This is a genomic window from Streptomyces sp. NPDC018029 (assembly GCF_044327655.1).
GTDB lineage: Bacteria > Actinomycetota > Actinomycetes > Streptomycetales > Streptomycetaceae > Streptomyces.
Genome location: NZ_JBIRFV010000001.1, coordinates 601,715 through 623,883 on the forward strand (window position 1 = coordinate 601,715; position 22,169 = coordinate 623,883).

18 protein-coding genes are annotated in these 22,169 nt (G+C 71.5%); 9 read left to right on the forward strand and 9 right to left on the reverse strand.

The annotated features are described in order from the left end of the window. Nucleotides 1-5: 5 nt before the first annotated feature. Genes ACH4D5_RS02650 through ACH4D5_RS02660 form a run of 3 tightly spaced genes read right to left on the reverse strand, consistent with a single transcriptional unit; the run spans nucleotide 6 to nucleotide 3,741 of the window. Nucleotides 6-470 carry an HD domain-containing protein gene (locus tag ACH4D5_RS02650; RefSeq protein WP_398297780.1) on the reverse strand — a complete coding sequence of 155 codons (465 nt, stop codon included), beginning with the start codon at nucleotides 468-470 and terminating at the stop codon, nucleotides 6-8. Then, complete coding sequence (locus ACH4D5_RS02655; RefSeq protein ID WP_398297782.1) at nucleotides 467-2,923, reverse strand: FtsX-like permease family protein; 2,457 nt, start codon at nucleotides 2,921-2,923, stop codon at nucleotides 467-469. The genes ACH4D5_RS02650 and ACH4D5_RS02655 overlap by 4 nt, the downstream gene beginning before the upstream one ends. Continuing rightward, nucleotides 2,923-3,741, reverse strand: a complete 819-nt coding sequence (locus tag ACH4D5_RS02660) for an ABC transporter ATP-binding protein (protein WP_398297784.1) — start codon at nucleotides 3,739-3,741, stop codon at nucleotides 2,923-2,925. Before ACH4D5_RS02660 ends, ACH4D5_RS02655 begins: the two co-directional genes overlap by 1 nt. A gap of 275 nt (nucleotides 3,742-4,016) precedes the next feature. On the opposite strand from ACH4D5_RS02660, the gene ACH4D5_RS02665 reads away from it, so the two are divergent. Continuing rightward, entirely contained in the window at nucleotides 4,017-5,180 is a 1,164-nt protein-coding gene (locus ACH4D5_RS02665) for a cation:proton antiporter (protein WP_398297786.1), read from the forward strand. Between the two features lie 18 nt (nucleotides 5,181-5,198). Here the strand turns inward: ACH4D5_RS02665 and ACH4D5_RS02670 are convergent, their stop codons facing one another. Continuing rightward, the gene (locus ACH4D5_RS02670; RefSeq protein WP_398297788.1) at nucleotides 5,199-6,374 is read right to left on the reverse strand and encodes a PP2C family protein-serine/threonine phosphatase; all 1,176 of its coding nucleotides are present in this window, start codon (nucleotides 6,372-6,374) and stop codon (nucleotides 5,199-5,201) included. A 128-nt stretch (nucleotides 6,375-6,502) separates the two neighbouring features. Here ACH4D5_RS02670 and ACH4D5_RS02675 point away from each other — a divergent pair, with 128 nt between their 5' ends. Continuing rightward, entirely contained in the window at nucleotides 6,503-7,732 is a 1,230-nt protein-coding gene (locus tag ACH4D5_RS02675; protein WP_398297790.1) for a GNAT family N-acetyltransferase, read from the forward strand. A 17-nt stretch (nucleotides 7,733-7,749) separates the two neighbouring features. Here the strand turns inward: ACH4D5_RS02675 and ACH4D5_RS02680 are convergent, their stop codons facing one another. From ACH4D5_RS02680 to ACH4D5_RS02690, 3 genes are all read right to left on the reverse strand, one after another. After that, nucleotides 7,750-7,977, reverse strand: a complete 228-nt coding sequence (locus tag ACH4D5_RS02680; protein ID WP_398297792.1) for a superinfection immunity protein — start codon at nucleotides 7,975-7,977, stop codon at nucleotides 7,750-7,752. A gap of 73 nt (nucleotides 7,978-8,050) precedes the next feature. Then, a complete protein-coding gene (locus ACH4D5_RS02685) occupies nucleotides 8,051-8,863 on the reverse strand; it encodes an Fpg/Nei family DNA glycosylase (protein WP_398297794.1) in 813 nt (270 codons plus the stop codon). Between the two features lie 103 nt (nucleotides 8,864-8,966). Next, entirely contained in the window at nucleotides 8,967-9,452 is a 486-nt protein-coding gene (locus ACH4D5_RS02690) for a ribose-5-phosphate isomerase (protein ID WP_398297796.1), read from the reverse strand. Nucleotides 9,453-9,657: 205 nt separating this feature from the next. On the opposite strand from ACH4D5_RS02690, the gene ACH4D5_RS02695 reads away from it, so the two are divergent. Together ACH4D5_RS02695 and ACH4D5_RS02700 are read left to right on the forward strand one after the other, a co-directional pair. Then, nucleotides 9,658-11,106 carry an amino acid permease gene (locus ACH4D5_RS02695; protein WP_398297798.1) on the forward strand — a complete coding sequence of 483 codons (1,449 nt, stop codon included), beginning with the start codon at nucleotides 9,658-9,660 and terminating at the stop codon, nucleotides 11,104-11,106. Between the two features lie 215 nt (nucleotides 11,107-11,321). Beyond that, nucleotides 11,322-12,581 (forward strand): FAD-binding oxidoreductase, encoded by a 1,260-nt coding sequence (locus ACH4D5_RS02700; protein ID WP_398298507.1) that lies wholly within the window; start codon nucleotides 11,322-11,324, stop codon nucleotides 12,579-12,581. 10 nt (nucleotides 12,582-12,591) lie between these two features. Here ACH4D5_RS02700 and ACH4D5_RS02705 read toward each other — a convergent pair whose 3' ends face one another. Next, nucleotides 12,592-13,170, reverse strand: a complete 579-nt coding sequence (locus ACH4D5_RS02705; protein WP_398297800.1) for a biotin transporter BioY — start codon at nucleotides 13,168-13,170, stop codon at nucleotides 12,592-12,594. 262 nt (nucleotides 13,171-13,432) lie between these two features. Here ACH4D5_RS02705 and ACH4D5_RS02710 point away from each other — a divergent pair, with 262 nt between their 5' ends. From ACH4D5_RS02710 to ACH4D5_RS02720, 3 genes are all read left to right on the forward strand, one after another. Next, nucleotides 13,433-14,851 carry an amino acid permease gene (locus ACH4D5_RS02710; RefSeq protein ID WP_398297802.1) on the forward strand — a complete coding sequence of 473 codons (1,419 nt, stop codon included), beginning with the start codon at nucleotides 13,433-13,435 and terminating at the stop codon, nucleotides 14,849-14,851. Between the two features lie 135 nt (nucleotides 14,852-14,986). Beyond that, nucleotides 14,987-16,411 (forward strand): amino acid permease, encoded by a 1,425-nt coding sequence (locus ACH4D5_RS02715; protein WP_398297804.1) that lies wholly within the window; start codon nucleotides 14,987-14,989, stop codon nucleotides 16,409-16,411. A gap of 213 nt (nucleotides 16,412-16,624) precedes the next feature. Then, on the forward strand, nucleotides 16,625-17,275 hold the full coding sequence (locus tag ACH4D5_RS02720; protein ID WP_362339562.1) for a superoxide dismutase: 651 nt from the start codon (nucleotides 16,625-16,627) through the stop codon (nucleotides 17,273-17,275). 168 nt (nucleotides 17,276-17,443) lie between these two features. On the opposite strand, the gene ACH4D5_RS02725 is transcribed toward ACH4D5_RS02720, so the two are convergent. Further along, nucleotides 17,444-18,085, reverse strand: a complete 642-nt coding sequence (locus ACH4D5_RS02725; RefSeq protein ID WP_398297806.1) for a DsbA family protein — start codon at nucleotides 18,083-18,085, stop codon at nucleotides 17,444-17,446. Between the two features lie 196 nt (nucleotides 18,086-18,281). Here ACH4D5_RS02725 and pepN point away from each other — a divergent pair, with 196 nt between their 5' ends. After that, nucleotides 18,282-20,858: an aminopeptidase N gene (gene pepN / locus ACH4D5_RS02730; RefSeq protein ID WP_398297808.1), complete on the forward strand. Its 2,577-nt coding sequence runs from the start codon at nucleotides 18,282-18,284 to the stop codon at nucleotides 20,856-20,858. A gap of 209 nt (nucleotides 20,859-21,067) precedes the next feature. Then, nucleotides 21,068-22,135 carry a hypothetical protein gene (locus ACH4D5_RS02735; RefSeq protein WP_398297810.1) on the forward strand — a complete coding sequence of 356 codons (1,068 nt, stop codon included), beginning with the start codon at nucleotides 21,068-21,070 and terminating at the stop codon, nucleotides 22,133-22,135. The last annotated feature ends 34 nt before the right edge of the window (nucleotides 22,136-22,169 follow it).

Consider the following 22,169-nt stretch of genomic DNA (forward strand, 5'->3'; position numbering starts at 1 on the left):
ACCCCTCAGCGGATCCCCAACAGGGCGCGCATGGTGGCGTACTTCGCCGTCAGGCGCGCCCTTGTCGTCGCGTCGAGCACCGCGAGGCGGGCCGGGTCCGCGTTGTGGGCCAGGTCCGCCTCCTTCACCAGGCGGGCGCCGGGGGTGGCGAGAATGCGCTCCGCGTACGACTCCTTGGACTCCCCGGCGCGCTTGGTGAGCGCCAGGACGATGTCCTTCGTGCGCGGGGCGAGGGGGGCCTCGCGCAGCCACCGCTCCGACAGGGCGTCGTCCTCGACGGAGTCGTGCAGCCAGGCCGCGGCGATCTGCTCGTCGTCGCCGCCCCTCGCGCGCACCCCGTCGGCCACGGCCCGCAGGTGCTCGGCGTAGGGGCGGCCCGCCTTGTCGGTCTGGGTGGCGTGGGCCTCGCGGGCGAGGGCCTCCACCTCGGGAAGGGACAGGAACTGCTGACCTCGGCCGACGGACGTCATGCGGCCGACTTTAGCGCCGCCCGCGCCGGGATCGTCGCCGAGGCCAGGCCGAGGACCAGGACCGTGCCCACGAAGGAGCCGTACGTCAGCGGCGGGATGTACGGGGACTCGCCGGTCAGGCCCTTCATCATCGGGACGAGCGTGGCGAGGGCGATCGCCGAGCCGATGACGATGCCCGCGCAGGCGACGAGCAGCGCCTCCCAGCGGATCATGCGCATCACCTGGCGGCGCGTGGAGCCGATCAGGCGCAGCGTGCCGAGTTCGCGGCGGCGGTCGAGGACCGTCATCACCAGGGTGTTGACCGCGGCGACGGCCGCGAAGCCGCCGAGCACGGCCGCCATCGTGGTGTTGGCCCAGGCGTTGAGCTCGCGGTCGAGGGACTGGGCGGTGGCGTAGCCGTCGCGGTCCTTGAGGGTGCCGAGGCCGGCGAGGGCCCGCTCCGAGCCGCCCTTCGTCCAGATCTCGGTGGTGAAGGACGAGGTGACGTGCTGCTTGAGGTCGGCCGCGGGCAGGGTCGCCTGGGAGAGGCCGAGCCCCCTGCCGTACGTCGCCACGATCTTCGGCGCGGCCTTGGTGCCGTCGGGCAGGCGGATGTCGATGCGGTCGCCGACCTTCACGTGCGCGGACCGGGCGAGGTTGGCGTCGACCGCGATCTCGCCCCTGCCGAGTCGCAGGGCGCCCGTCTCGACCTCCAGGTCCTGGACCTTCGCGAGGTCGGCGGCGGTGCCGGTGACGCCCTGCGCCGACGCCGACTCCAGCCAGCGGTCGCCGCCGGAGCCGACAGGGACGAGCACGGAGGTCTTGAGCAGGCCGACGGCGGAGGTGACCCCGTCGGCGTTTGCGGCCTTCGTCACGGCGCCCGGGGCGAGGCCCGACGCGGAGGTGACGATGTGGTCGGCGGTGATGCCCGCGCGCTGCTGATCGGCGGCGACCCGGTCCTCGCTGGTGTGCATGAAGACGAGGACGGAGGAGAAGGCCATGGCGAGGACGATCGGGGTGATCGCGGAGGCGAGGCGGCGGGCGTTCGTACGGGAGTTGGCGGCTGCCAGTGCGGCGGGGGCTCCGGCGCCGCGCAGCGGGAGGCCGAACAGGGCGGCGCAGCCGCGGGCCACCAGCGGGCCGAGCAGGGCCACGGCGAGCATGAAGAGCATGACGACGCCGAGCGCCGCGTTCGCCGCGTCCTCGCCGGTGTTGTGCGCGGCGAAGCCCGCGAAGACCGCGCCGCCGACGGCGGCGGCGATGCCCAGCGGCGTACGGATCCAGCCGAGCGGCACCCGCTCCACGGAGGCCTCGCTGAGCGCCTGTCCCGGCTTGATGCGGGAGGGGCGGCGGGCGGCCATGTACCCGGCGCCGAGTGCGGTGAGGACGGCGACGCCGACGGCGGAGACGAGCGGGATGAAGGAGACGGACAGGTCGACGGCCTCGGGGACCGCGCCCTTCTCCTTCAGCTGCCCGAACCACCAGGTGGCCAGGGCGATGCCGGGCAGGACGCCGACCGCGCCCGCGACCGGTGCGACGAGCAGGGTCTCGGTGGCGATGGTGCGGCGGATCTGGCGCGGGGTGGTGCCGATGGCGCGCAGCAGCGCGTATTCGCGGGCGCGCTGGCCGACGGAGAGCGCGACGGTGCCGGCCGAGGTGAAGACGGCGGTGAGCGCGGCGATGCCCCCGAAGGAGCCGCCGAGGGCGGTGAGCAGTTCCTTGGCGTAGGCGAGCTCGGAGCCCTCGGCCGCGCTGCGGTCGTCGCCGGTGTGGACGTCGGCCTTCCTGCCGAGGGCGTGCGCCACCTGTGACTTGAGGGTGTCGGCGGGGACGCCCGCCTTGGGCAGCACGGCGATGGCGTCGACGCGGCCGGGGTGGCCGGAGAGGCGGACGGCCTCTGCGTCGGCGAACCAGGCGGTGGGCGCGCCCTGTTGGGCCTTCACCGTGCCGGAGACGCGGAAGCCGCGCGGTCCGTCCGCGGTGGTGAGCGTGGTGCGGTCGCCGACGGAGGCGCCGGGTGCGGCGAGGACGACTTCGCCGGGCTGCGGGGCGCGGCCCGCGGTCAGCTTCTCGCCGGTGAAGGCGGTGGAGCCCCAGCCGTGTGCGGTGACGTCCTTGCCGCCGGAGTGCACGGGGAAGGTGACGTCGGGGACGGCGGCTCGGGCGCCGGGCACCGCACCGGCCTTGGCGACCAGGGAGTCGTCGAGCCGGGCCTGGTCGGGCAGCGGGGTGTTCGACTCGGACCTGCTGTCGCCGCTGCCGCTGACGAAGTGGGCGGACTGGTCGGCGGCGGCGACCACGGGGGCGCCCGCGTAGCGCTCGGGCGGCGCGGAGGCGCGCAGCCCCGTCTCCAGGAGGATGCCGCAGGCGGCCACGATCAGCGAGGCCATCATCAGGGCGACGAAGGTGCCGGCGAACGCGGCGGGCTTGAAGCGGACGGCCGCGCGGGCGAGGCCGTTGGGCACGTACGCCATTACGCGGCCACCCCCGCGTACGAGGGCGCGGTGAGGGCCGTCATGCGGGCGGCGATCTGTGCGGCGGAGGCGCGCTCCAGGCGGTCGACGAGGGAGCCGTCGGCGAGGAAGAGGACGCGGTCGGCGTAGGCCGCGGCGGCCGGGTCGTGGGTGACCATGACGACGGTGGCGCCCATTCCGTCGACGGCGGAGCGCAGCAGGGCGAGGATCTCGGTGGCGGTGGTGGTGTCCAGGGCGCCGGTCGGCTCGTCGGCGAAGATCACGTCGGGCTGGGTGACCAGGGCGCGGGCGATGGCGACGCGCTGCTGCTGGCCGCCGGAGAGCTGGCCGGGGCGGCGGCGCGCCTTGTCGCCGAGGCCGACGCGGGTGAGCATCTCGGCGGCCTTGCGGCGGTCGGGGCGGTGTCCCGCGAGGCGCATCGGCAGGACGACGTTCTGCTCGACGGTCAGCGACGGCAGCAGGTTGAACGCCTGGAAGACGAAGCCGAGACGGGTGCGGCGCAGGGCGGTGAGCTTGTTCTCGCTCATGCCGGTGATCTCGGTGCCGCCGAGGCGGACGGTGCCGGCGCTCGGCCGGTCGAGGCCCGCGGCGCACTGCAGGAAGGTGGACTTGCCGGAGCCGGAGGGCCCCATGACGGCGGTGAAGCTGCCGCGGGGCAGGGCGAGGTCGATGCCGGCGAGGGCGTGCACGGCGCCGGAGCCACGGCCGTACTGGCGGCGGACGCCCCGGAGTTCGACGGCCCAGTCGCCGTGTGCCGGCGCGCCGACGACGCGCACGTCCTCCTCGACGACCTGGTTCTTCTTCCGCCGCAGCCCCATGTTCCTGTCCACCTCTCCGTACGAATTCGACCTCTCGAACGTACGGAGAAGGGGGTGCTGTGGACCATGACGGCTCCCGGCCGATGCCAGGTAGGGGAAACCCCACCCCTCGGCTCGTCCGCACCCCCGGGTCGGCTCACCGGCACCCCCGGGTCGGCTCACCGGCACCCCCGGGAAACCCTTTGGTAAGCTAACTATTGACGCGTTCTTTACGAACCCTTGACCCGATATCTCGAAGGAGCGGGCCCATCGGACACGCAGACACCCTGATAGCCATGGGCGGTGCCTTTCTGGCCGCCGCCGTCCTCGCCCGCCTCGGCGGCCGCATCGGACTTCCCACCATTCCCCTGTTCATCCTGGCCGGGATCCTCCTCGGCCCGCACACCCCCGGCGTGGTCCTGGTCTCCGACCCCCACGACCTGGAGATGCTCTCGGCGCTCGGCCTGGTCCTGCTGCTCTTCTATCTGGGCCTCGAGTTCCACATGGACGACCTCAAGACCGGTGGCCGCAGGATGGCCGTCGCCGGAGGCACCTACCTCGCCCTGAACGTCGGCGCCGGCCTGGGCTTCGGATTCGCGCTCGGCTGGGGCACCTCCGAAGCGCTGGTCCTCGCCGGAGTGCTCGGCATCTCGTCCTCCGCGATCGTCACGAAGGTCCTGGTCGACACCGGCCGCCTCGGCAATCCGGAGACCAAGCCGATCCTCGGCATCATCGTCGTCGAGGACATCTTCCTGGCCCTCTACCTCGCGGCGCTCCAGCCGATCCTGTCCGGCGCCGACAGCCTCTCGGCGGCCGTGCTCGACGGCGGCAAGGCCTTCGGCTTCCTGCTGCTCCTCGCGCTCGCGGCCCGCTTCGGCACGCGGCTCGTCGGCCGGCTGATGGACACCCGCGACGACGAGCTGCTCGTCATCTCCTTCCTCGGCGCCGCCGTCTTCGTCGCCGGAGTCTCCGAGTGGTTCGGCGTGGCCGACGCGATCGGCGCGTTCATGGTCGGTCTGATGCTGGGCAGCACGGCGTCCGGCGACCGCATCCGCAAGCTGGTGCATCCGCTGCGCGACGCGTTCGGGGCGATCTTCTTCTTCGCGTTCGGGCTCTCCATCGACCCCGGCGACCTGCCGGTGGTGCTCTGGCCCGTCCTCGCGGCGGTCGCGGTGACGCTCCTGATGAACGTCCTCGCGGGCCTCGGGGCGGCGCGGGTGTACGGCTTCGGGGCGGGCCCCGCGGCGAACATCTCCACGACGCTGCTCGCCCGCGGCGAGTTCGCGCTGATCCTCGCCACGATGGCGGCGGGCGCGGGCCTCGACGAGCGGCTCTCCCCCTTCATCGCGGGGTACGTGCTGCTGCTCGCGGTCCTCGGACCGCTGGCCGCGGGACGGTCGGAGTGGCTGGCGCGGGTCCTGCCGGGTGGCCGCGACCACGCCTTGGCGGACGCGGCCTAGGTCGGGCCCGGGGGCGGCTCACGCCTCCCGGCAGATCAGCAGCAGCGCCCTGTCGTCGTTCACGTCCTTCGCGACCGCCTCGATCAGATGCCAGGCCGCGCCGTGGAAGCCCCCGGCCACATACCGGTCGGCCTCGCCCGTCAGCCGGTCCATGCCCTCGGCGATGTCCCGGTCGGACGTCTCGACGAGTCCGTCCGTGAAGAGCATCAGGACGTCGCCGGGGCGCAGGACGCCTTTGACGGGGTCGAACTGCGCGCCGTCGTAGACGCCGAGGAGGGGACCCTGCCCGGCCTTCTCCTCCCAGCGGCCGCTGCCCGCGCTGAGCTGGAGGCCCGGCGGGTGGCCCGCGGAGAACAGTTCGTAGTCGCCGGTCTCCAGGTCGAGGACGAGGTGGATGGAGGTCGCGAAGCCCTCGTCCCAGTCCTGGCGGAGCAGGTAGCCGTTGGCTGCGGGCAGGAAGGCGTGCGGGGGCAGCGAGCCCAGCAACCCTCCGAACGCGCCGGAAAGCAGCAGTGCCCGCGACCCGGCGTCCATGCCCTTGCCCGAGACGTCGGTGAGGACGGCCTCCAGGGTGCGGCCGCCGTTCGTGCGGGCCGCGACCACGAAGTCGCCGGAGAAGGACTGGCCACCGGCCGGGCGCAGCGCCATCTCGCGGTGCCAGCCGCGCGGCAGCTTCGGCAGCTTGCTCTGCACGCGGATGCGTTCGCGCAGGTCGAAGAGCATGGTGCCGCCGCCGCGCCAGGGGACGCCGACCCGGCTGCGGAACTGGGCGATGAGGAGTCCGAAGAAACCGCAGGCGGCGACCACCAGGACGACGCCGGGTGTGACGCGGGAGGCGCCTTCCGTGTACGGGCCGAGCCGGACGGACTCCACGATGAGGGCCACCGCCGACGCCGCGTAGAGACCGAGCAGGCTGGCGGGGCGCAGCAGCAGGCCGCCCGCGACGATGGGCAGGACGAGCGCGGCCGGTGAGAACCACACGTTGTTGACGATCGTGCAGAAGGTGATCACCGGCACGGTGAGGAGCAGTCCGGCCAGCGCGACCCAGTCGGAGCCGTCGCCGCGGAAGTAGTCGACCCCGGATTTGCGCAGCACGATCCGGGCCCGGTGCACCCTCTTCTTCATCCGGGCCGTGAACGTGTCGGCTTCCGCGCGCCGTTCGCGGTGCGCGCGCCCTTCTCGTCGTACCACCATTGCTCGTGGACCTTATCCAGCGGGCCGCGTACTTCGCACGGGAGGTCCCGGTTGTCCCCCCGTCGGAGGCGGGCCGCGGGCGTGGAAATCCTGTCGCACCGGGCGTATCGCCCTGGTAGGCATGGCATATGACGACAGACTTGCGCATGCTCGCGAAGACCGAATGGGACACCTGGTACGGGGCGTTGGACGTCGCGTTCGGCGGCGTGCCGGAGTCCCGGGAGGAGCAGGAGCTGTGGCGCGAGCTCGTCGAGTTCGACCGGTCGATGGGCGTGTGGGACGGGGACGCGTGCGTCGGGGCGGCGGGGGCGTTCTCCTTCCGGCTCTCCGTGCCGGGCGGCGCGCTGGTGGACGCGGCGGGCGTGACCATGGTGGGCGTCGCGGCGACGCACCGGCGGCGCGGGATCCTGACGTCGATGATGCGGCGGCAGCTCGACGACGTGCGCGCGCGGGGCGAGGCGCTGGCCGTGCTCACCGCGTCGGAGCCGGCCATCTACGGCCGCTTCGGGTACGGCGCGGCCACCCAGATACTGCGGGCCGACATCGACACGACCCGGGTGCGGCTGTCCGTCCCCGCCGGCACGGATGACGTATCTCTCCGGTACGCGAAGGCCGCCGACGTCCACGACGCGTGCGAGGCGCTGTACGCACGCCGGGTCACCGGGCGTCCGGGGATGCTGGCCCGGCAGCCGGGCTGGGAGCGGCTCGGGCTGCTCGACCCGAAGGACGGCAGGGACGGCGCGTCACCGCTGCAGTGTGTGGTCGCCGAGCGCGCGGGCGAGCTCGTCGGCTATGTGCGGTACGCCATCAAGCCGGAGTGGGACACCAAGGGCCCCAAGGGCGTGGTCAAGGTGCGCGACATCGAGGGCATCGACCCGGCGGCGTACGCGGCGCTGTGGCGGTTCCTCTTCGACATCGACCTGACGTCGTCGGTCGTCGCCCGGAACCGGCCGGTGGACGACCCGCTGCTCCAGCTCGTCTCGGACGTCCGCCGGTGCGACCTGCGGGTGGCCGACTCGCTGCACGTGCGGCTCGTCGAGGTGGGCGCGGCGCTGGAGGCGCGCACGTATCAGACGCCCCTGGACGTGGTGTTCGAGGTCGAGGACGCCTTCTGCCCCTGGAACGCGGGGCGTTGGCGGCTCACCGGCGACACGAAGGGCGCCTCGTGCGAGCGCACGGACGACGCGGCCGATCTCACCCTGTCCGTACGGGAGTTGGGCGCCGCCTACCTCGGCGGCACATCCCTGACGTCACTGGCGGGCGCGGGCCGGGTGCGGGAACTGCGCCAGGGCGCCCTGACCGAGGCCTCGGTGGCCTTCGGCTCCGACGTGGCGCCGTGGCTGCCGCACGGGTTCTAGGATCTGCCGGGCAGACGCTAGGCGGTTCGGGGCGACCGGGCCGCCTTCGGTCGGCGGGTGGCGAGGTAGAGGGCGATCAGCCAGCCGATGACCGAGGCGCCGAAGGCGAGGTTGATGACGAGGACCAGCCAGCGGTTCTCGGCGTCCCGGTTGAAGGCGATGAGGGACGGCAGCAGGAAGAAGGCGACGAAGAGCACGCCGATCGCGATGGCGATCGGTCCGTCGATCCATGTGGTGCCGAACATGCGAGAGCCCCCGTTGAGCCGGTGAAACTGGTGAAAGCGGTCAGTGGATCTTAAGTGGGGGCAGAGGCCCTGGTCAGGCCGGGCGCTGGCAGGTCGGGCACCAGAAGAGGTTGCGGGCGGCCAGGTCGGCGGTGCGGATGTCGGTGCCGCAGAGATGACAGGGCTGGTTCGCCCGGCGGTAGACGTAGACCTCGCCGCCGTGGTCGTCGACGCGCGGCGGGCGGCCCATCGCCTCCGGGGTGTGCTCGGGCCTGACGGTGTCGATGCGGTTCAGCCGCACCCCCTCGCGCATCAGCTCCACGAGGTCCGCCCAGATCGCGGTCCACCGCGCCTCGGTGAGGTCCTTGCCGGGGGTGTACGGGTCGATGCCGTGCCGGAAGAGGACCTCGGCCCGGTAGACGTTGCCGACGCCCGCGATGACCTTCTGGTCCATGAGGAGGGCGGCGACGGTGGTGCGGCTGCGGGCGATGCGGCGGTAGGCCTTCTCCGGGTCGTCCCCGTCCCGCAGGGGGTCGGGGCCGAGGCGGTCGTGTATCGCCCGCTTCTCCTCGTCCGTGATGAGGGCGCAGGTGGTGGGGCCGCGCAGGTCGGAGTAGTACGACTCGGTCTGCAGGCGCAGGCGGACGGTGTCCGTGGGGGGCGGGGCGGGGCACTCGCCGAGGGCGTACTTGCCGAAGAGGCCGAGGTGGATGTGGACCCAGCCGGTCCCGGCGAAGCCCAGGAAGAGGTGCTTGCCGTGGGCCTCGGCGCTGTCCAGCACCTGGCCGGCGAGGAGGGCGGCGCTGTCGGAGAACTTGCCCTGCGGGCTGGTGGCCCGGACCGGGCGGCCCAGGAAGCGTTCCCGGTGGTCGGCCGCCAGCCGGTGAATCGTGTGCCCCTCCGGCACGGTGTCCCTCCGGGGGTGGTGCGGTGAAAGAAATCGCCTTGAGGGCTCGTCCTCAAACGCCGGACGGGCTGAGAACCTCCAGCACCGCCCGGCGAAGGCACAACTACGGCTGCGGGTGGTGCGCCGGGATCTCCGGCAGCTCGCCCGTCTCCTCGTACCGCGACAGCATCTCGATGCGGCGCGTGTGACGCTCCTCACCCGAGTACGGCGTGGCCAGGAAGATCTCGACGAACTTCGTCGCCTCTTCCTGGGTGTGCATGCGGCCGCCGATCGAGATCACGTTGGCGTTGTTGTGCTCGCGGCCGAGCGCCGCGGTCTGCTCGCTCCAGGCCAGGGCCGCCCGCACGCCCTTCACCTTGTTCGCGGCGATCTGCTCGCCGTTCCCGGAGCCGCCGATGACGATGCCGAGGGCCTCCGGGTCCGCGGCGGTCTTCTCCGCGGCGCGCAGGCAGAACGGCGGGTAGTCGTCCTGGGCGTCATAGATGTGGGGCCCGCAGTCGACGGGCTCGTGGCCGTGGCTCTTGAGCCATTCGACCAGGTGGTTCTTGAGTTCGTAGCCGGCATGATCCGAGCCGAGGTACACGCGCATGGGACCGAGTGTGGCATGTCGCGGGGCGGGTGGCCGCGAGCGGGCAGGACCTTGATCTTGTCGAGATCTCCCCGGAATCACTCCGGACGGGACCTTGGTCCAGGCCATTGGCCGGAATACAACGATCCGGATTCAGGACTTCCGTCCCGTTCGCCCCTGAGTTTGAATGCGGGGGCTCGTGACCCGAGAACTTAAGGATTCGTCCATGACCTCGCAACCCTCCCTTGCGAAGGCAGACAGCAGCCCCGCATCCCCTGGGGATCCGCAGTCAGGCCAGAGTGGTGACACCGGCGACGGCCTCAAGGCGGGTCTGAAGAACCGCCACCTCTCGATGATCGCCATCGGCGGTGTGATCGGCGCCGGCCTCTTCGTCGGCTCCAGCTCCGGCATCGCCGCCGCCGGGCCCGCGATCCTCATCTCGTACGCCCTCGTCGGCACGATGGTCGTCCTCGTGATGCGGATGCTCGGCGAGATGGCCGCCGCCCGGCCCGCCTCCGGCTCCTTCTCCACCTACGCGGACCAGGCGCTCGGCCGCTGGGCCGGATTCTCCATCGGCTGGCTGTACTGGTTCTTCTGGGTCGTCGTACTCGCCGTGGAGGCCACCGCCGGCGCCGTCATCCTCAACGGCTGGATACCCGCCGTCCCGCAGTGGGGCTGGGCGCTGATCGTGATGGTCGTCCTCACCGCGACGAACCTCGTCTCGGTGGGCTCGTACGGCGAGTTCGAGTTCTGGTTCGCCGGGATCAAGGTCGTCGCCATCGGCGGCTTCGTCGTCATCGGTCTGCTCGCCGTCTTCGGCCTGCTGCCCGGCTCCGACAACCCCGGCGCCGGATTCGCGCACCTCACCGACGCGGGCGGGTTCATGCCCAAGGGCGCCGGCGCCATCCTCACCGGTGTGCTGATGGTCGTCTTCTCCTTCATGGGCAGCGAGATCGTCACCCTGGCCGCGGGCGAGTCCGAGGACCCGCAGCGCGCCGTCACCAAGGCGACGAACAGCGTCATCTGGCGCATCGGCGTCTTCTACCTGGGCTCGATCTTCGTCGTCATCACGCTCCTGCCGTGGAATGACAAGTCGATCACCGAGCACGGCAGTTACGTCGCCGCGCTGAACTCGATCGGCATTCCGCACGCCGGCCAGGTCATGAACGTCATCGTCCTCACGGCCGTGCTCTCCTGCCTCAACTCCGGCCTCTACACCGCCTCCCGCATGGCCTTCTCGCTCGGCCAGCGCGGCGACGCGCCCAAGTCCTTCGCGCGCACCAACGCGCGGGGCGTCCCGATGGCCGCGATCCTCGGCTCCGTCGTCTTCGGTTTCGTCGCCGTCTGGTTCAACTACCAGTGGAAGGACACCGTCTTCGACTTCCTGCTCAACTCCTCGGGCGCGGTGGCCCTCTTCGTGTGGCTGATCATCAGCTTCACGCAGCTGCGGATGCGCGGGATCATCCTGCGCGAGGAGCCGGAGAAGCTCGTCGTGAAGATGTGGCTCTTCCCGTACCTGACGTGGGTCACGATCGCGATGATCTCGTTCGTGCTCGTCTACATGCTGACCGACGAGGCAGGGCGCAAGCAGGTGCTGCTCTCGCTCCTCGCCGCCGCCTTCGTCGTCGTCTTCTCGCTCGTCCGCGAGAAGGTGCGGCCCCGGGCGGCCGCCTGACCTGAATTCCGGTGGAGCGCCGGGACAGTTGACGACGGGTGTTCACGTCTGTGAGGGATGCTCTCCCTGTCAGACGAGACACCCGTCTCAACGTATGCAGGCAGGACGGCGGTCGGACGCCGCCCGGCCGCTCAACGGAGGCTCCCGTGGACTTCACCGCACAGCGACTCGTGTTCCGGCCGGGCGATCCCGGATACGACGAGGAACTCGCCGGCATGCAGACCGGCTTCGCGACGCGGCCCGCCATCGTCTTCGGCGCGGAGAGCGCCGACGACGTCGTCGCCGCGGTGTCGTACGCCGCCGAGGCCGGCCTGCCCGTCGGCGTCCAGGCCACCGGGCACGGCGTGCCGGGCGCGTCGGAGGGCGGCGTCCTGATCAGTACCCGGCGGATGGACTCCGTGCGCGTCGACCCCGAAGCGCGCTCCGTCACCGTGGGCGCCGGTGCCCGCTGGGGCCAGGTCGTCGAGGCCGCGGTCGGGCACGGCCTCGCCCCGCTGAACGGCACGGCGCCGAGCGTGGGCGCCGTCTCGTACACCCTCGGCGGCGGACTCGGCATCCTCGGCAGGGAGTTCGGATACGCGGCCGACCACGTCCGCTCGCTCGACGTCGTCACCGCGGGCGGCGTCCTGCGCCACGTCACGGCGGACAGCGACCCCGAGCTCTGCTGGGGGCTGCTCGGCGGCGGCGCGAACCTCGGCGTCGTCACCGGGCTCGAGATCGGTCTGGTGCCGGTGGCCAGGCTGTACGGCGGCGCTCTCGCGTTCGACGGCGGCGTGGTCGACCCGGCCGCCGTGCTGCGCGGCTACGAGCAGTGGACGCGGACCCTGCCCGACGAGGTGACCTCGTCGCTCGCGGCGCTCGTCTACCCGGACCTGCCGCAGCTCCCGCCGCATCTGAAGGGCCGCTACCTCCTCCTGATCCGGGTCGCCTCCACCGGCTCGGCGGCCGACGGCGAGCGGCTCGTGGCACCCCTGCGGGAGATCGGGCCCACCGTCTCGGACACGCTGCGCGAGATGCCGTACGCCGAGAGCCCCTCCATCCACGGCGACCCGGACTTCCCGCACGCCTTCTACGGCGACAACGTGCTCCTGAGCGAGCTCGACGTCGACGCGGCCGCCGACGTCCTCGCGCTCGCCGGGCCCGGCGCGGCCACCATGCACGTCCTGCAGCTCAACCACCTGGGCGGAGCCCTGGCGCGGCCCGCGCGGAACGCGGTGCCCTACCGCGAGGCGGGCTGGCTCCTGCGGCTCCTGTCACCGCTGGACGGGACGGACGTCGAGGCCCAGCGGAAGGTGCACGCGGAGGCGTTCGGGCTCCTGGCACCGCAGACCCTGGGGCGCTCCCTGAACTTCGTCTTCGGCGGCAACGACCGGCCGGAGGGGCTGTACGACCCGGAAACGCTGAAGAGGCTCGCCGCGTTGAAGGCCACGTACGACCCGGCGAACCTCTTCAGGCGGAACCACAACGTCGGTTAGACGCCCGCTGTCAGCGGTCGAGGAGCTTCCACGCCGTGGGCAGCGCGCCCATCGCGAGCGCGGCCTTCAGGGCGTCGCCGATCAGGAAGGGCGTGAGACCGGCGGCGACGGCCTGGGTCAGCGACATGCCGGTGGCGGCGGCCAGGTACGGGACGCCGACCGCGTAGATGATCGCCGAGCCGAGGACCATCGTGCCCGCCGTGCGCAGCACCGAGCGGTCGCCGCCGCGGCGGGCCAGCGCGCCCACCACCGTGGCGGCGAGCAGCATGCCGAGGACGTAGCCGAGGGACGGGGCGGCGACGCCGGAGCCCGCCTGGGCGAACCACGGCATGCCCGCCATGCCCACGAGGGCGTACAGCGCGAGCGACAGGAAGCCGCGGCGGGCGCCCAGCGACGTGCCGACGAGCAGCGCGGCGAAGGTCTGGCCGGTCACCGGCACCGGGGAGCCCGGCACGGGCACCGCGATCTGGGCGGCGATCCCGGTGAGCGCGGCGCCGCCGAGCACGAGCGCCGCGTCCTTCACGCGGGACGCGGGCAGCAGGTCCGCGAGGACCTGGCCGGGACGGGTGGTGGCAGCGGCGATGCTCATCGGGACTCCGCGGGGACGTGGGCAGGTGGGGAACGCGTCGACGCTATCCCAGGCGGTGGCGCGGCAACACGGTCATCGGCCGACAACCCGGGGGCGGGGCCTTGGTGGGCTCCGTACAAAGCGGTGCTCGTACACCTCGGGCGGCGTGACGCTCGTCACGGAGGTCGGCGGGTGGGTGCCCCGTTTTGCGCGAGGGGCGGCCGCCCGGGGAGACTGTGGAGTCCCGCCAAAGTCCTGTGACCCCGAGAGCAGCCTGAGCACCATGCACGACGCACCCCCCGACCGCTCGGTACCCGGCACCGGGGGCATGCCGGAGACGGCGCCGGAGCCGCTTTCCGGCGGCCTCAAGCAGCGTCACCTCACCATGCTCGGGCTCGGCGGAGTCATCGGCGCCGGACTGTTCGTGGGGTCGGGGGCGGGGATCTCGGTCGCGGGCCCCGGCATCGTCGTCTCGTATCTGATCGCGGGCGCGCTCGCGATGTGCGTGATGCGGATGCTCGGCGAGATGTCGGCCGCGATGCCCGCCTCCGGCTCCTTCTCCGTGCACGCGGAGCGCGCGCTGGGCCGCTGGGCCGGGTTCAGCGTCGGCTGGCTCTACTGGTTCCTGCTCGTGGTCGTGCTCGCCGTGGAGGCGACGGGCGCCGCGCAGATCGCGCACGGCTGGGCGCCGGCGGTGCCGCAGTGGGCCTGGGTGCTGATCTTCATGCTGGTGTTCACCGCGGCCAACCTCGCCTCGGTGAAGAACTTCGGCGAGTTCGAGTTCTGGTTCGCGGCCCTGAAGGTCTTCGCGATCGTCGCGTTCCTGGTCCTCGGGCTGCTCGCGGTCTTCGGCGTGCTGCCCGACACGGACCCGGTGGGCCTCACCCACCTCACCGGGCAGGGCGGCTTCCTGCCGAACGGCTGGGAGGGCGTCGTCTCGGGTGTCCTCGCCGTCGTCTTCGCGTTCGGCGGCCTGGAGGTCGTGACGATCGCGGCCGCCGAGTCCGACGACCCGGTGCGCTCGGTCGCCCGCGCGGTGCGCAGCGCGGTCTACCGCATCCTCTTCTTCTACGTCGGGTCGATGCTCGTCATCGTGACGGTGCTGCCCTGGACGGCGCAGCGGGCCGGGGCCAGCCCGTATGTGACGGTCCTCGACTCGATCGGGGTGCCGTCCGCCGGGACCATCATGAACATCGTGGTGTTCGTGGCGCTGCTCTCCGCGCTGAACGCCAACCTCTACGGCTCGTCCCGGATGGTCTTCTCGCTGGCGGAGCGCGGCGAGGCGCCGAAGGCCCTGTTGAAGGTGTCCGGCGGCGGGGTGCCGCGCCGCGCGGTCCTCGCGTCCGTCGCCTTCGGCTTCGTGTCCGTCGTCCTCAATCTGAAGTGGCCGGACTCCGTCTTCCTCTACATGCTCAACTCCGTCGGGGCGGTGCTCCTCTTCGTATGGGCGCTGATCGCGGTCTCGCAGCTGCGGCTGCGTCGGCGCATCGAGCGGGAGGCCCCGGAGCGGCTCGTGCTGCGGATGTGGGCGTTCCCGTATCTGACGTGGGCGGCGCTGGCCGCGATGGCCGCCGTGCTCGGCCTGATGCTGACGGACGAGGGGGCGCGGCCGCAGCTGCTGTGGTCGGCGGGGGCGACGGGGCTCGTCCTGGTGATCGCGGGGCTGCGGGAGTGGCACGCGGCACGTGTGAACAGCAGATGAACTTGTTGTGCGCATTTCTTCACGACGTGTGAGCGTCGTGTCCGTATAGCGGTCAAGTGTTCCCTGTCAGCGGTACCGGACCTCAGACTGTGGGCCGCTCGCTCCCCCGTCTCGGCTACTGAACAGGGCACGCCCATGTCTCGGACGTCCACCCAGCAGGACGCAGCACCCGAAGAGGTCCCCAAGGCCGACTCGCCGCTCGTGCACGGCCTCAAGCAGCGGCATCTTTCCATGATCGCTCTCGGTGGCGTGATCGGGGCAGGTCTCTTCGTGGGGTCCGGGGCGGGCATCGCCGCGGCCGGCCCCTCGATCGTCCTCGCCTACGCGCTGTCCGGCGCGCTCGTCATGCTCGTGATGCGCATGCTGGGCGAGATGTCGGCCGCCAACCCGGCGTCTGGCTCCTTCTCGGTCCACGCCGAGCGGGCCATCGGCCCGTGGGCGGGCTTCACCGCGGGCTGGGGCTTCTGGTTCCTGCTCTGCGTCGCCGTCGGCCTGGAGGGCATCGGCGCCGCGGAGATCATGGTGGGCTGGTTCCCCGACACCGAGAAGTGGATGTGGGTCGCCCTCTTCATGCTGGTGTTCTGCGGCGCGAACCTGACGGCCGTGAAGAACTTCGGCGAGTTCGAGTTCTGGTTCGCCGCCCTCAAGGTCGGCGCCATCACGCTCTTCCTCGGCATCGGCGCCCTCGCGATCCTCGGCATCCTGCCGGGCTCGGACGTCCCCGCCCCCGGCACGGCCCACCTCACCGGTGAGGGCGGCTTCATGCCGAACGGCACGGACGGCCTGATCATCGGCCTCCTCGCCTCCGTCTTCGCGTACGGCGGCCTGGAGACCGTCACGATCGCCGCCGCCGAGTCCGAGAACCCGGTCAAGAGCGTCGCCAAGGCCGTGCGCACGGCGATGTGGCGCATCGCCGTCTTCTACGTCGGCTCGATGCTCGTCGTCGTCACGCTGCTGCCGTGGGACAACAAGGAAGTCGTCGCCAAGGGCCCGTACGTCGCGACGCTCGACCACCTGGGCATCCCCGGCGCCGGCGAGATCATGAACGTCATCGTCCTGGTCGCCCTGCTCTCCGCGATGAACGCCAACATCTACGGCGCCTCGCGCATGTCGTACTCCCTGATCGAGCGCGGCCAGGGCCCGAAGGTGCTCGGCCGCGTGTACAGCGGCGTGCCGCGCCTCGCCGTCCTCGCCTCCTCGGTCTTCGGCTTCGTCTGCGTCCTGCTCAGCTACTGGAGCCCCGACGACGTCTTCCCCTGGCTGCTCAACATGATCGGCGCGATGATCCTGGTCGTCTGGATCTTCATCGCCGTCTCGCAGCTGATCCTGCGCCGCAGGACGGAGCGCGAGGCTCCGGAGACGCTGGTCGTGAAGATGTGGGGCTTCCCGTTCCTCACCTGGGTGGCGCTGGCCGCCATGGCGTACGTCTTCTACCTGATGACCGACCAGCCGGACACGCGCAAGCAGCTGCTCGCCACGGGCGCTCTGACGCTGGGGCTCGCCGTGATCGGGTTCGTGCGGCAGAAGATGGCGGAGAAGCGGGCGGCGGCGGCCGCCTAGGGCGTCGCAGCCCGAGACGAGACGTACGAGAAGGCCCCGGACCTCGTGGTCCGGGGCCTTCTCGCGTCCCGGTATTCCCCTGCGGACCTAGGACGAAGGGCTGATCAACTTCTCGGGGTTCCTGCTGCTAGCCTGCACTTGCGAGATAGTTGCAATAAGTTGGGCAACACAACAGCGCACCACAGCAGAGCAGCAGTCGGAGGGCTCGGACTCATGGCCATTTACACGCTTCCTGAACTTCCGTACGACTACGCGGCGCTCGAACCTGTCATCAACCCGCAGATCATCGAGCTGCACCACGACAAGCACCACGCGGCGTACGTGAAGGGCGCGAACGACACCCTTGAGCAGCTGGAGGAGGCTCGCGACAAGGAGACGTGGGGCGCCATCAACGGCCTGGAGAAGAACCTGGCCTTCCACCTCTCCGGGCACATCCTGCACAGCATTTACTGGCACAACATGAACAGCCCGAAGGACGGTGGCGGCGGCGAGCCGCTGGCCGCCGACGGTGTCGGCGACCTCGCGGACGCGATCACCGAGTCCTTCGGCTCCTTCGCCAAGTTCAAGGCCCAGCTGACCAAGGCCTCGGCGACGACGCAGGGCTCCGGCTGGGGCGTGCTCGCCTACGAGCCGCTCAGCGGCCGCCTCATCGTCGAGCAGGTCTACGACCACCAGGGCAACGTCGGCCAGGGCTCGACGCCGATCCTGGTCTTCGACGCCTGGGAGCACGCCTTCTACCTGCAGTACAAGAACCAGAAGGTCGACTTCATCGAGGCCATGTGGCAGGTCGTCAACTGGCAGGACGTGGCGAAGCGTTACGCCGCCGCGAAGGAGCGGGTCAACAGCCTGCTGCTCGCCCCGTGAGCCAGGGCTGTCGTCCGCTCCCCCGGCTGACAGCCCGTGAAGATCCTGCCTCGTGATCGTCTTCTCAACCTTCACCGAGGCAGGTGAATGAAGGAAAGGCCCCCGTGAGGACGTGACTCACGGGGGCCTTTCGGTATGCCGGCGAGCGGGCGCGGCCGCGGGTGTGGCTCAGTCGAAGATCGGGCCCTGCGTGCGGGTCCGCTTGATCTCGTAGAAGCCCGGGGTCGACGCCACGAGCAGCGTGCCGTCCCACAGCTTCGCCGCGGCCTCGCCCTTGGGGGCCGGGGTGACGACGGGGCCGAAGAAGGCGACCTGGCCGCCGTCGGCGCCGGGGACGGCGATGACGGGCGTGCCGACCTCCTGGCCGACCTTGTCGATGCCCTCCTTGTGGGAGGCGCGCAGCTCCGTGTCGTAGGCGTCCGAGTCCATGTGGTCGACGAGGTCGGCGGGCAGGCCGACGTCCTCCAGGGCGCCGACGACGGCCTCGCGCGTCGCGCCCTCGCCGCGGTTGTGGAAGCGGGTGCCGAGCGCGGTGTAGAGCTTGCCGGTGATCTCGTCGCCGTGCTTCTGCTGGGCGGCGATGACGACGCGGACGGGACCCCACGCCTGCGTGGCCAGCATCTCGCGGTACTCCTCGGGCAGCTCGTCGAGCTTGTCCTCGTTCAGGACGGCGAGGCTCATCACGTGCCAGCGGACCTCCACGTCGCGGACCTTCTCGACCTCGAGCATCCAGCGCGACGTCATCCACGCCCAGGGGCACAGCGGGTCGAACCAGAAGTCGACGGGGGTCTTGCTGCCGTTCTCGGACATGTCTCTCCCTAGGGAATCCGTTCGCATCTGGCCGGGGAAACGTCAGTGGCGCACCGGGGCATTCCCGGATGTCGGCCGCAGACGGCACATGCGAGGATCGTAGACATTCGTACGAGTCACGTGAGTCATGCGAGTCGAGTCGACTCGTGCCGATCATGCGAATCACAGTCATGCGAGTCACAAGGGAGTGCCGCCCGTGCCCGGTGAGAATCTGTCCCGCGACGAGGCCCGCGAGAGGGCCGCGCTGCTCTCCGTCGAGGGGTACGAGGTCTTCCTCGACCTGCGGTCGGCGGTCGGCGAGAGCGGTCAGGAGCCGCGCACGTTCCGCTCGGTCACCACGATCCGGTTCCGCAGCGCCGAGCCGGGCGCCGCGACCTTCGCGGACCTGATCGCGCCGAGCGTCACGGCCCTCTCGCTCAACGGCAAGGACCTGGACCCCTCCGAGGTCTTCGACGGCACCAGGATCACCCTGGAGGACCTCGCCGAGGAGAACGAACTGGTGGTGGACGCCCAGTGCGCCTACAGCCGCACCGGTGAGGGCATGCACCGCTTCGTCGACCCGGAGGACGGCGAGGTCTATCTCTACACGCAGTACGAGCCCGCGGACTCCCGCCGCGTCTTCGCCAACTTCGAGCAGCCCGACCTGAAGGCGCCCTACCGCTTCTCGGTGCAGGCCCCCGAGGGCTGGACCGCGTGGTCCAACGGCGTGGGCGAACTGTCCGACGGAGTGTGGCGGTTCGCCGAGACGAAGCCGATCTCGACGTACATCACGGCGGTCGTCGCGGGCCCCTATCACTACGTCACCGATTCCTACACCCGCGTCCTCGACGACGGCACCCGCCTGGAGATCCCGCTCGGCGCGATGTGCCGCAAGGGTCTCGCCCCGCACTTCGACGCCGACGACGTCTTCCTGGTCACCAAGCAGGGCCTGGACTTCTTCCACGACAACTTCGACTACCCGTACCCCTTCGGGAAGTACGACCAGGCGTTCGTGCCGGAGTACAACCTCGGCGCCATGGAGAACCCGGGCCTGGTGACCTTCCGCGAGGAGTTCATCTTCCGCGGCAAGGTGACCCAGGCGTCGTACGAGCGCCGGGCCAACGTCATCCTGCACGAGATGGCCCACATGTGGTTCGGCGACCTCGTCACCATGCGCTGGTGGGACGACCTGTGGCTCAAGGAGTCCTTCGCCGACTTCATGGGCTCCTTCTCGATGGTGGAGGCCACCCGCTTCACCAACGGCTGGATCACCTTCGCCAACAACCGCAAGGCCTGGGCCTACCGCGCCGACCAGCTGCCCTCCACCCACCCGGTCACGGCCGACATCCGCGACCTGGAGGACGCCAAGCTCAACTTCGACGGCATCACGTACGCGAAGGGCGCCTCGGTCCTCAAGCAGCTCGTGGCGTACGCGGGCCGTGACGCGTTCCTGGAGGGCGCCCGCCGCTACTTCAAGCGGCACGCGTACGGCAACACGGTCCTCGGCGACCTCCTGTCGGTCCTGGAGGAGACGTCCGGGCGCGACATGGGTTCCTGGGCGCGGTCCTGGCTCCAGACGGCCGGCGTCAACACCCTGACGCCGCAGGTCATCCTGAACGCGGAGGGCCGGATCACCGAGCTCTCCGTCCTCCAGGAAGCCGCCGAGTCCCACCCCGAACTCCGCCCGCACCGCGTCGCCGTGGGCCTCTACCACCGGACGCCGGACGGCGACCTGGAGCGGTACGCCCGCGCGGAGATCGACGTCGACGGGCCGCGCACCGTCGTGGCCGAGCTGGCCGGGGAGGCCGCGCCCGAGCTCGTCCTGGTCAACGACGACGACCTGACGTACTGCAAGATCCGCTTCGACGAGAACTCCCTCGCCACGCTGCGGGACCACCTCGGCGACATCACCGACCCGCTGGCCCGCGCCCTGTGCTGGTCGGCGCTGTGGAACCTCACGCGGGACGGCCTGATGCCCGCGCGGGACTTCATCGGGCTCGTGCTCCGCTTCGCCGGGCGCGAGAGCGACATCGGCGTGCTGCAGATGCTCCACGCGTGGGTGCGGTCCGCCCTCACGCACTACGCCGCGCCCGAGTGGCGCGAGGAGGGCGGCCGCGCGCTCGCCGAGGGCGCGCTGCGGGAGCTGCGGATCGCGGCGCCGGGCAGCCAGCACCAGCTGACGTGGGCGCGGTTCTTCGCCGCGGTGGCGTCGTCGCCCGCCGACCTGCAGCTGCTGCAGGGCCTTCTGGCGGGCAGCGCGAAGATCGACGGTCTGGACGTCGACCAGGAGCTGCGCTGGGCGTTCCTGAACCCGCTGGCCGCGCACGGCGCCGCCGACGAGGAGGTCCTCGCTGCCGAGCTGGCAAGGGACGACACGGCTTCCGGCAAGCGGCACCAGGTGCGGTGCCTGGCCGCGCGGCCCTCGGCGGCCGTCAAGGCGCAGGCGTGGGCCTCGGTGGTCGAGTCCGACGCGCTGTCCAACGCGCTGGTCGAGGCGACCATCTCGGGATTCACGCAGCCGTCGCAGCGTGAGCTCACCGCGCCGTACGCGGCGAAGTACTTCGCCGCCCTCGAGCGGGTGTGGGCGGAGCGGTCCATCCAGATCGGCATGGACGTGGTGAAGGGTCTCTTCCCCCATCTGCAGGGGGACGCGGCGACGCTCGCGGCGGCGGACGAGTGGCTCGCCGCCCACGAGGGGGCCGCGCCGGCCCTGCGCCGCCTGGTCCTGGAGGCGCGGGACGACCTGGCCCGCGCGCTGCGGGCACAGGCGTGCGACGCCGGGGCCGCGGCCTAGGACACGTCCTGGGTCACCCGAGGAGGTGCGGGCGTTCCACGGTGCTCCCTGGGCACGGTGGGGCGCCCGCAGGCGCAGGTCAGGGGTGCCGGTCGGCGCGGACACTCATCGGCTGTCGAACGCCCGTGCTTTAGGGCGAGCTTGTCCGGGTTTGTCGACGGGCTTGTAACAGCGGTTAGCGGGGTGACCGGGCGAGGAACGACCGGGTCATGAACCACAACACCTCGCTCTCCCCCCTCCCTCTCCCCCTGCCACTCCGGCACCTCGCCGACGCCCGGCCCCGCGTCATGAGCACCGCCCAGCTCGGCGAGCACGGCGTCTCCGCGGCGGACGCCGGGGCCCACTGCCGTCCCGGCGGCCCCTGGCAGCAGCTGCTGCCGGGCGTCTGCCTGCTGCACCCGGGGCCGCCGACCAGCGAGGAGCGGCTGCACGGCGCGCTGCTGTACGCGGGGCGGCCGCCGGCCAGGCAGGCCGGGGGCGTGCCCGCCCAGCCCCGCGCGGACGAGCCGCACGCCGCGTACGCGGACGCGATGATCACGGGCCTCGCCGCGCTCGCCCTGCACCGCTTCGCGTCCGCTCCCCCGCTGCTCTCCCTGGACCGCATCGACGTCCTGGTGCCCCGCACCCGGCGCCTGCGTTCGGTCGGCTTCGCCCGGCTCGTGCGCACCTCGGCGATGCCGACTCCGCAGCAGGTCACGGGGGTTCCGGTCGCGCCCGTGCCGCGGGCCATCGCCGACGCCGTGGCGCGGCTCTCCGAGGCGGGTGCGGTGCGCCGGCTGCTCACCGAGGCGGTGCGCGGCGGGCACTGCGAACCGGCCGCCGTCGTGCGGGAGTTGAACCTCGCCCGGCTGCTGACCCGGCCGCACGTGGTGGACGCCGTCGACTCGCTGCTCGCCGAGGGGCGGGCCATCGCCGAGGACCGGCTGTACCGGATGGTCGACGAGTACGGGCTGCCCGCCCCGTTGTGGAACGTCGACCTGCGTCTGCCCGGCGGCCCGCCGCTCGGCGGTGTCGACGCCTACTGGCCCGACCAGGCCGTGGCGGTGGAGCTGGACACGCGGGCCCCTCGCCAGGGCCTCCGGCAGGACGACGACATGCTGTGGTCCGAGTACGTCCGCAAGCGGGAGCACCTGGAGCGGCTCGGCATCACCGTCGTCCACATCACCCCGAAGAAGCTCAGGGACTCGGCGGAGCAGCAGGCCACCGTGGTGCGGACCGCGCTGATGGCGTCGACGGACCGTGAGCCGGCGGCCTATGTCGTGGTGCTGCCCCGATGACACGTGAGACGGGAGCCGTCGGCCAGTGAACGAC

Coding starts and splice junctions, on each gene's coding strand:
- ACH4D5_RS02680 (WP_398297792.1), bottom strand. CDS start 7,977: ATGTTCGGCACCACATGGATCGACGGACCGATCGCCATCGCGATCGGC.
- ACH4D5_RS02710 (WP_398297802.1), top strand. CDS start 13,433: ATGCACGACGCACCCCCCGACCGCTCGGTACCCGGCACCGGGGGCATG.
- ACH4D5_RS02655 (WP_398297782.1), bottom strand. CDS start 2,923: ATGGCGTACGTGCCCAACGGCCTCGCCCGCGCGGCCGTCCGCTTCAAG.
- ACH4D5_RS02705 (WP_398297800.1), bottom strand. CDS start 13,170: ATGAGCATCGCCGCTGCCACCACCCGTCCCGGCCAGGTCCTCGCGGAC.
- ACH4D5_RS02665 (WP_398297786.1), top strand. CDS start 4,017: ATGGGCGGTGCCTTTCTGGCCGCCGCCGTCCTCGCCCGCCTCGGCGGC.
- ACH4D5_RS02700 (WP_398298507.1), top strand. CDS start 11,322: ATGCAGACCGGCTTCGCGACGCGGCCCGCCATCGTCTTCGGCGCGGAG.
- ACH4D5_RS02660 (WP_398297784.1), bottom strand. CDS start 3,741: ATGGGGCTGCGGCGGAAGAAGAACCAGGTCGTCGAGGAGGACGTGCGC.
- ACH4D5_RS02670 (WP_398297788.1), bottom strand. CDS start 6,374: ATGGTGGTACGACGAGAAGGGCGCGCGCACCGCGAACGGCGCGCGGAA.
- ACH4D5_RS02675 (WP_398297790.1), top strand. CDS start 6,503: ATGACGACAGACTTGCGCATGCTCGCGAAGACCGAATGGGACACCTGG.
- ACH4D5_RS02715 (WP_398297804.1), top strand. CDS start 14,987: ATGTCTCGGACGTCCACCCAGCAGGACGCAGCACCCGAAGAGGTCCCC.
- ACH4D5_RS02735 (WP_398297810.1), top strand. CDS start 21,068: ATGAACCACAACACCTCGCTCTCCCCCCTCCCTCTCCCCCTGCCACTC.
- ACH4D5_RS02650 (WP_398297780.1), bottom strand. CDS start 470: ATGACGTCCGTCGGCCGAGGTCAGCAGTTCCTGTCCCTTCCCGAGGTG.
- ACH4D5_RS02720 (WP_362339562.1), top strand. CDS start 16,625: ATGGCCATTTACACGCTTCCTGAACTTCCGTACGACTACGCGGCGCTC.
- ACH4D5_RS02695 (WP_398297798.1), top strand. CDS start 9,658: ATGACCTCGCAACCCTCCCTTGCGAAGGCAGACAGCAGCCCCGCATCC.
- ACH4D5_RS02690 (WP_398297796.1), bottom strand. CDS start 9,452: ATGCGCGTGTACCTCGGCTCGGATCATGCCGGCTACGAACTCAAGAAC.
- ACH4D5_RS02725 (WP_398297806.1), bottom strand. CDS start 18,085: ATGTCCGAGAACGGCAGCAAGACCCCCGTCGACTTCTGGTTCGACCCG.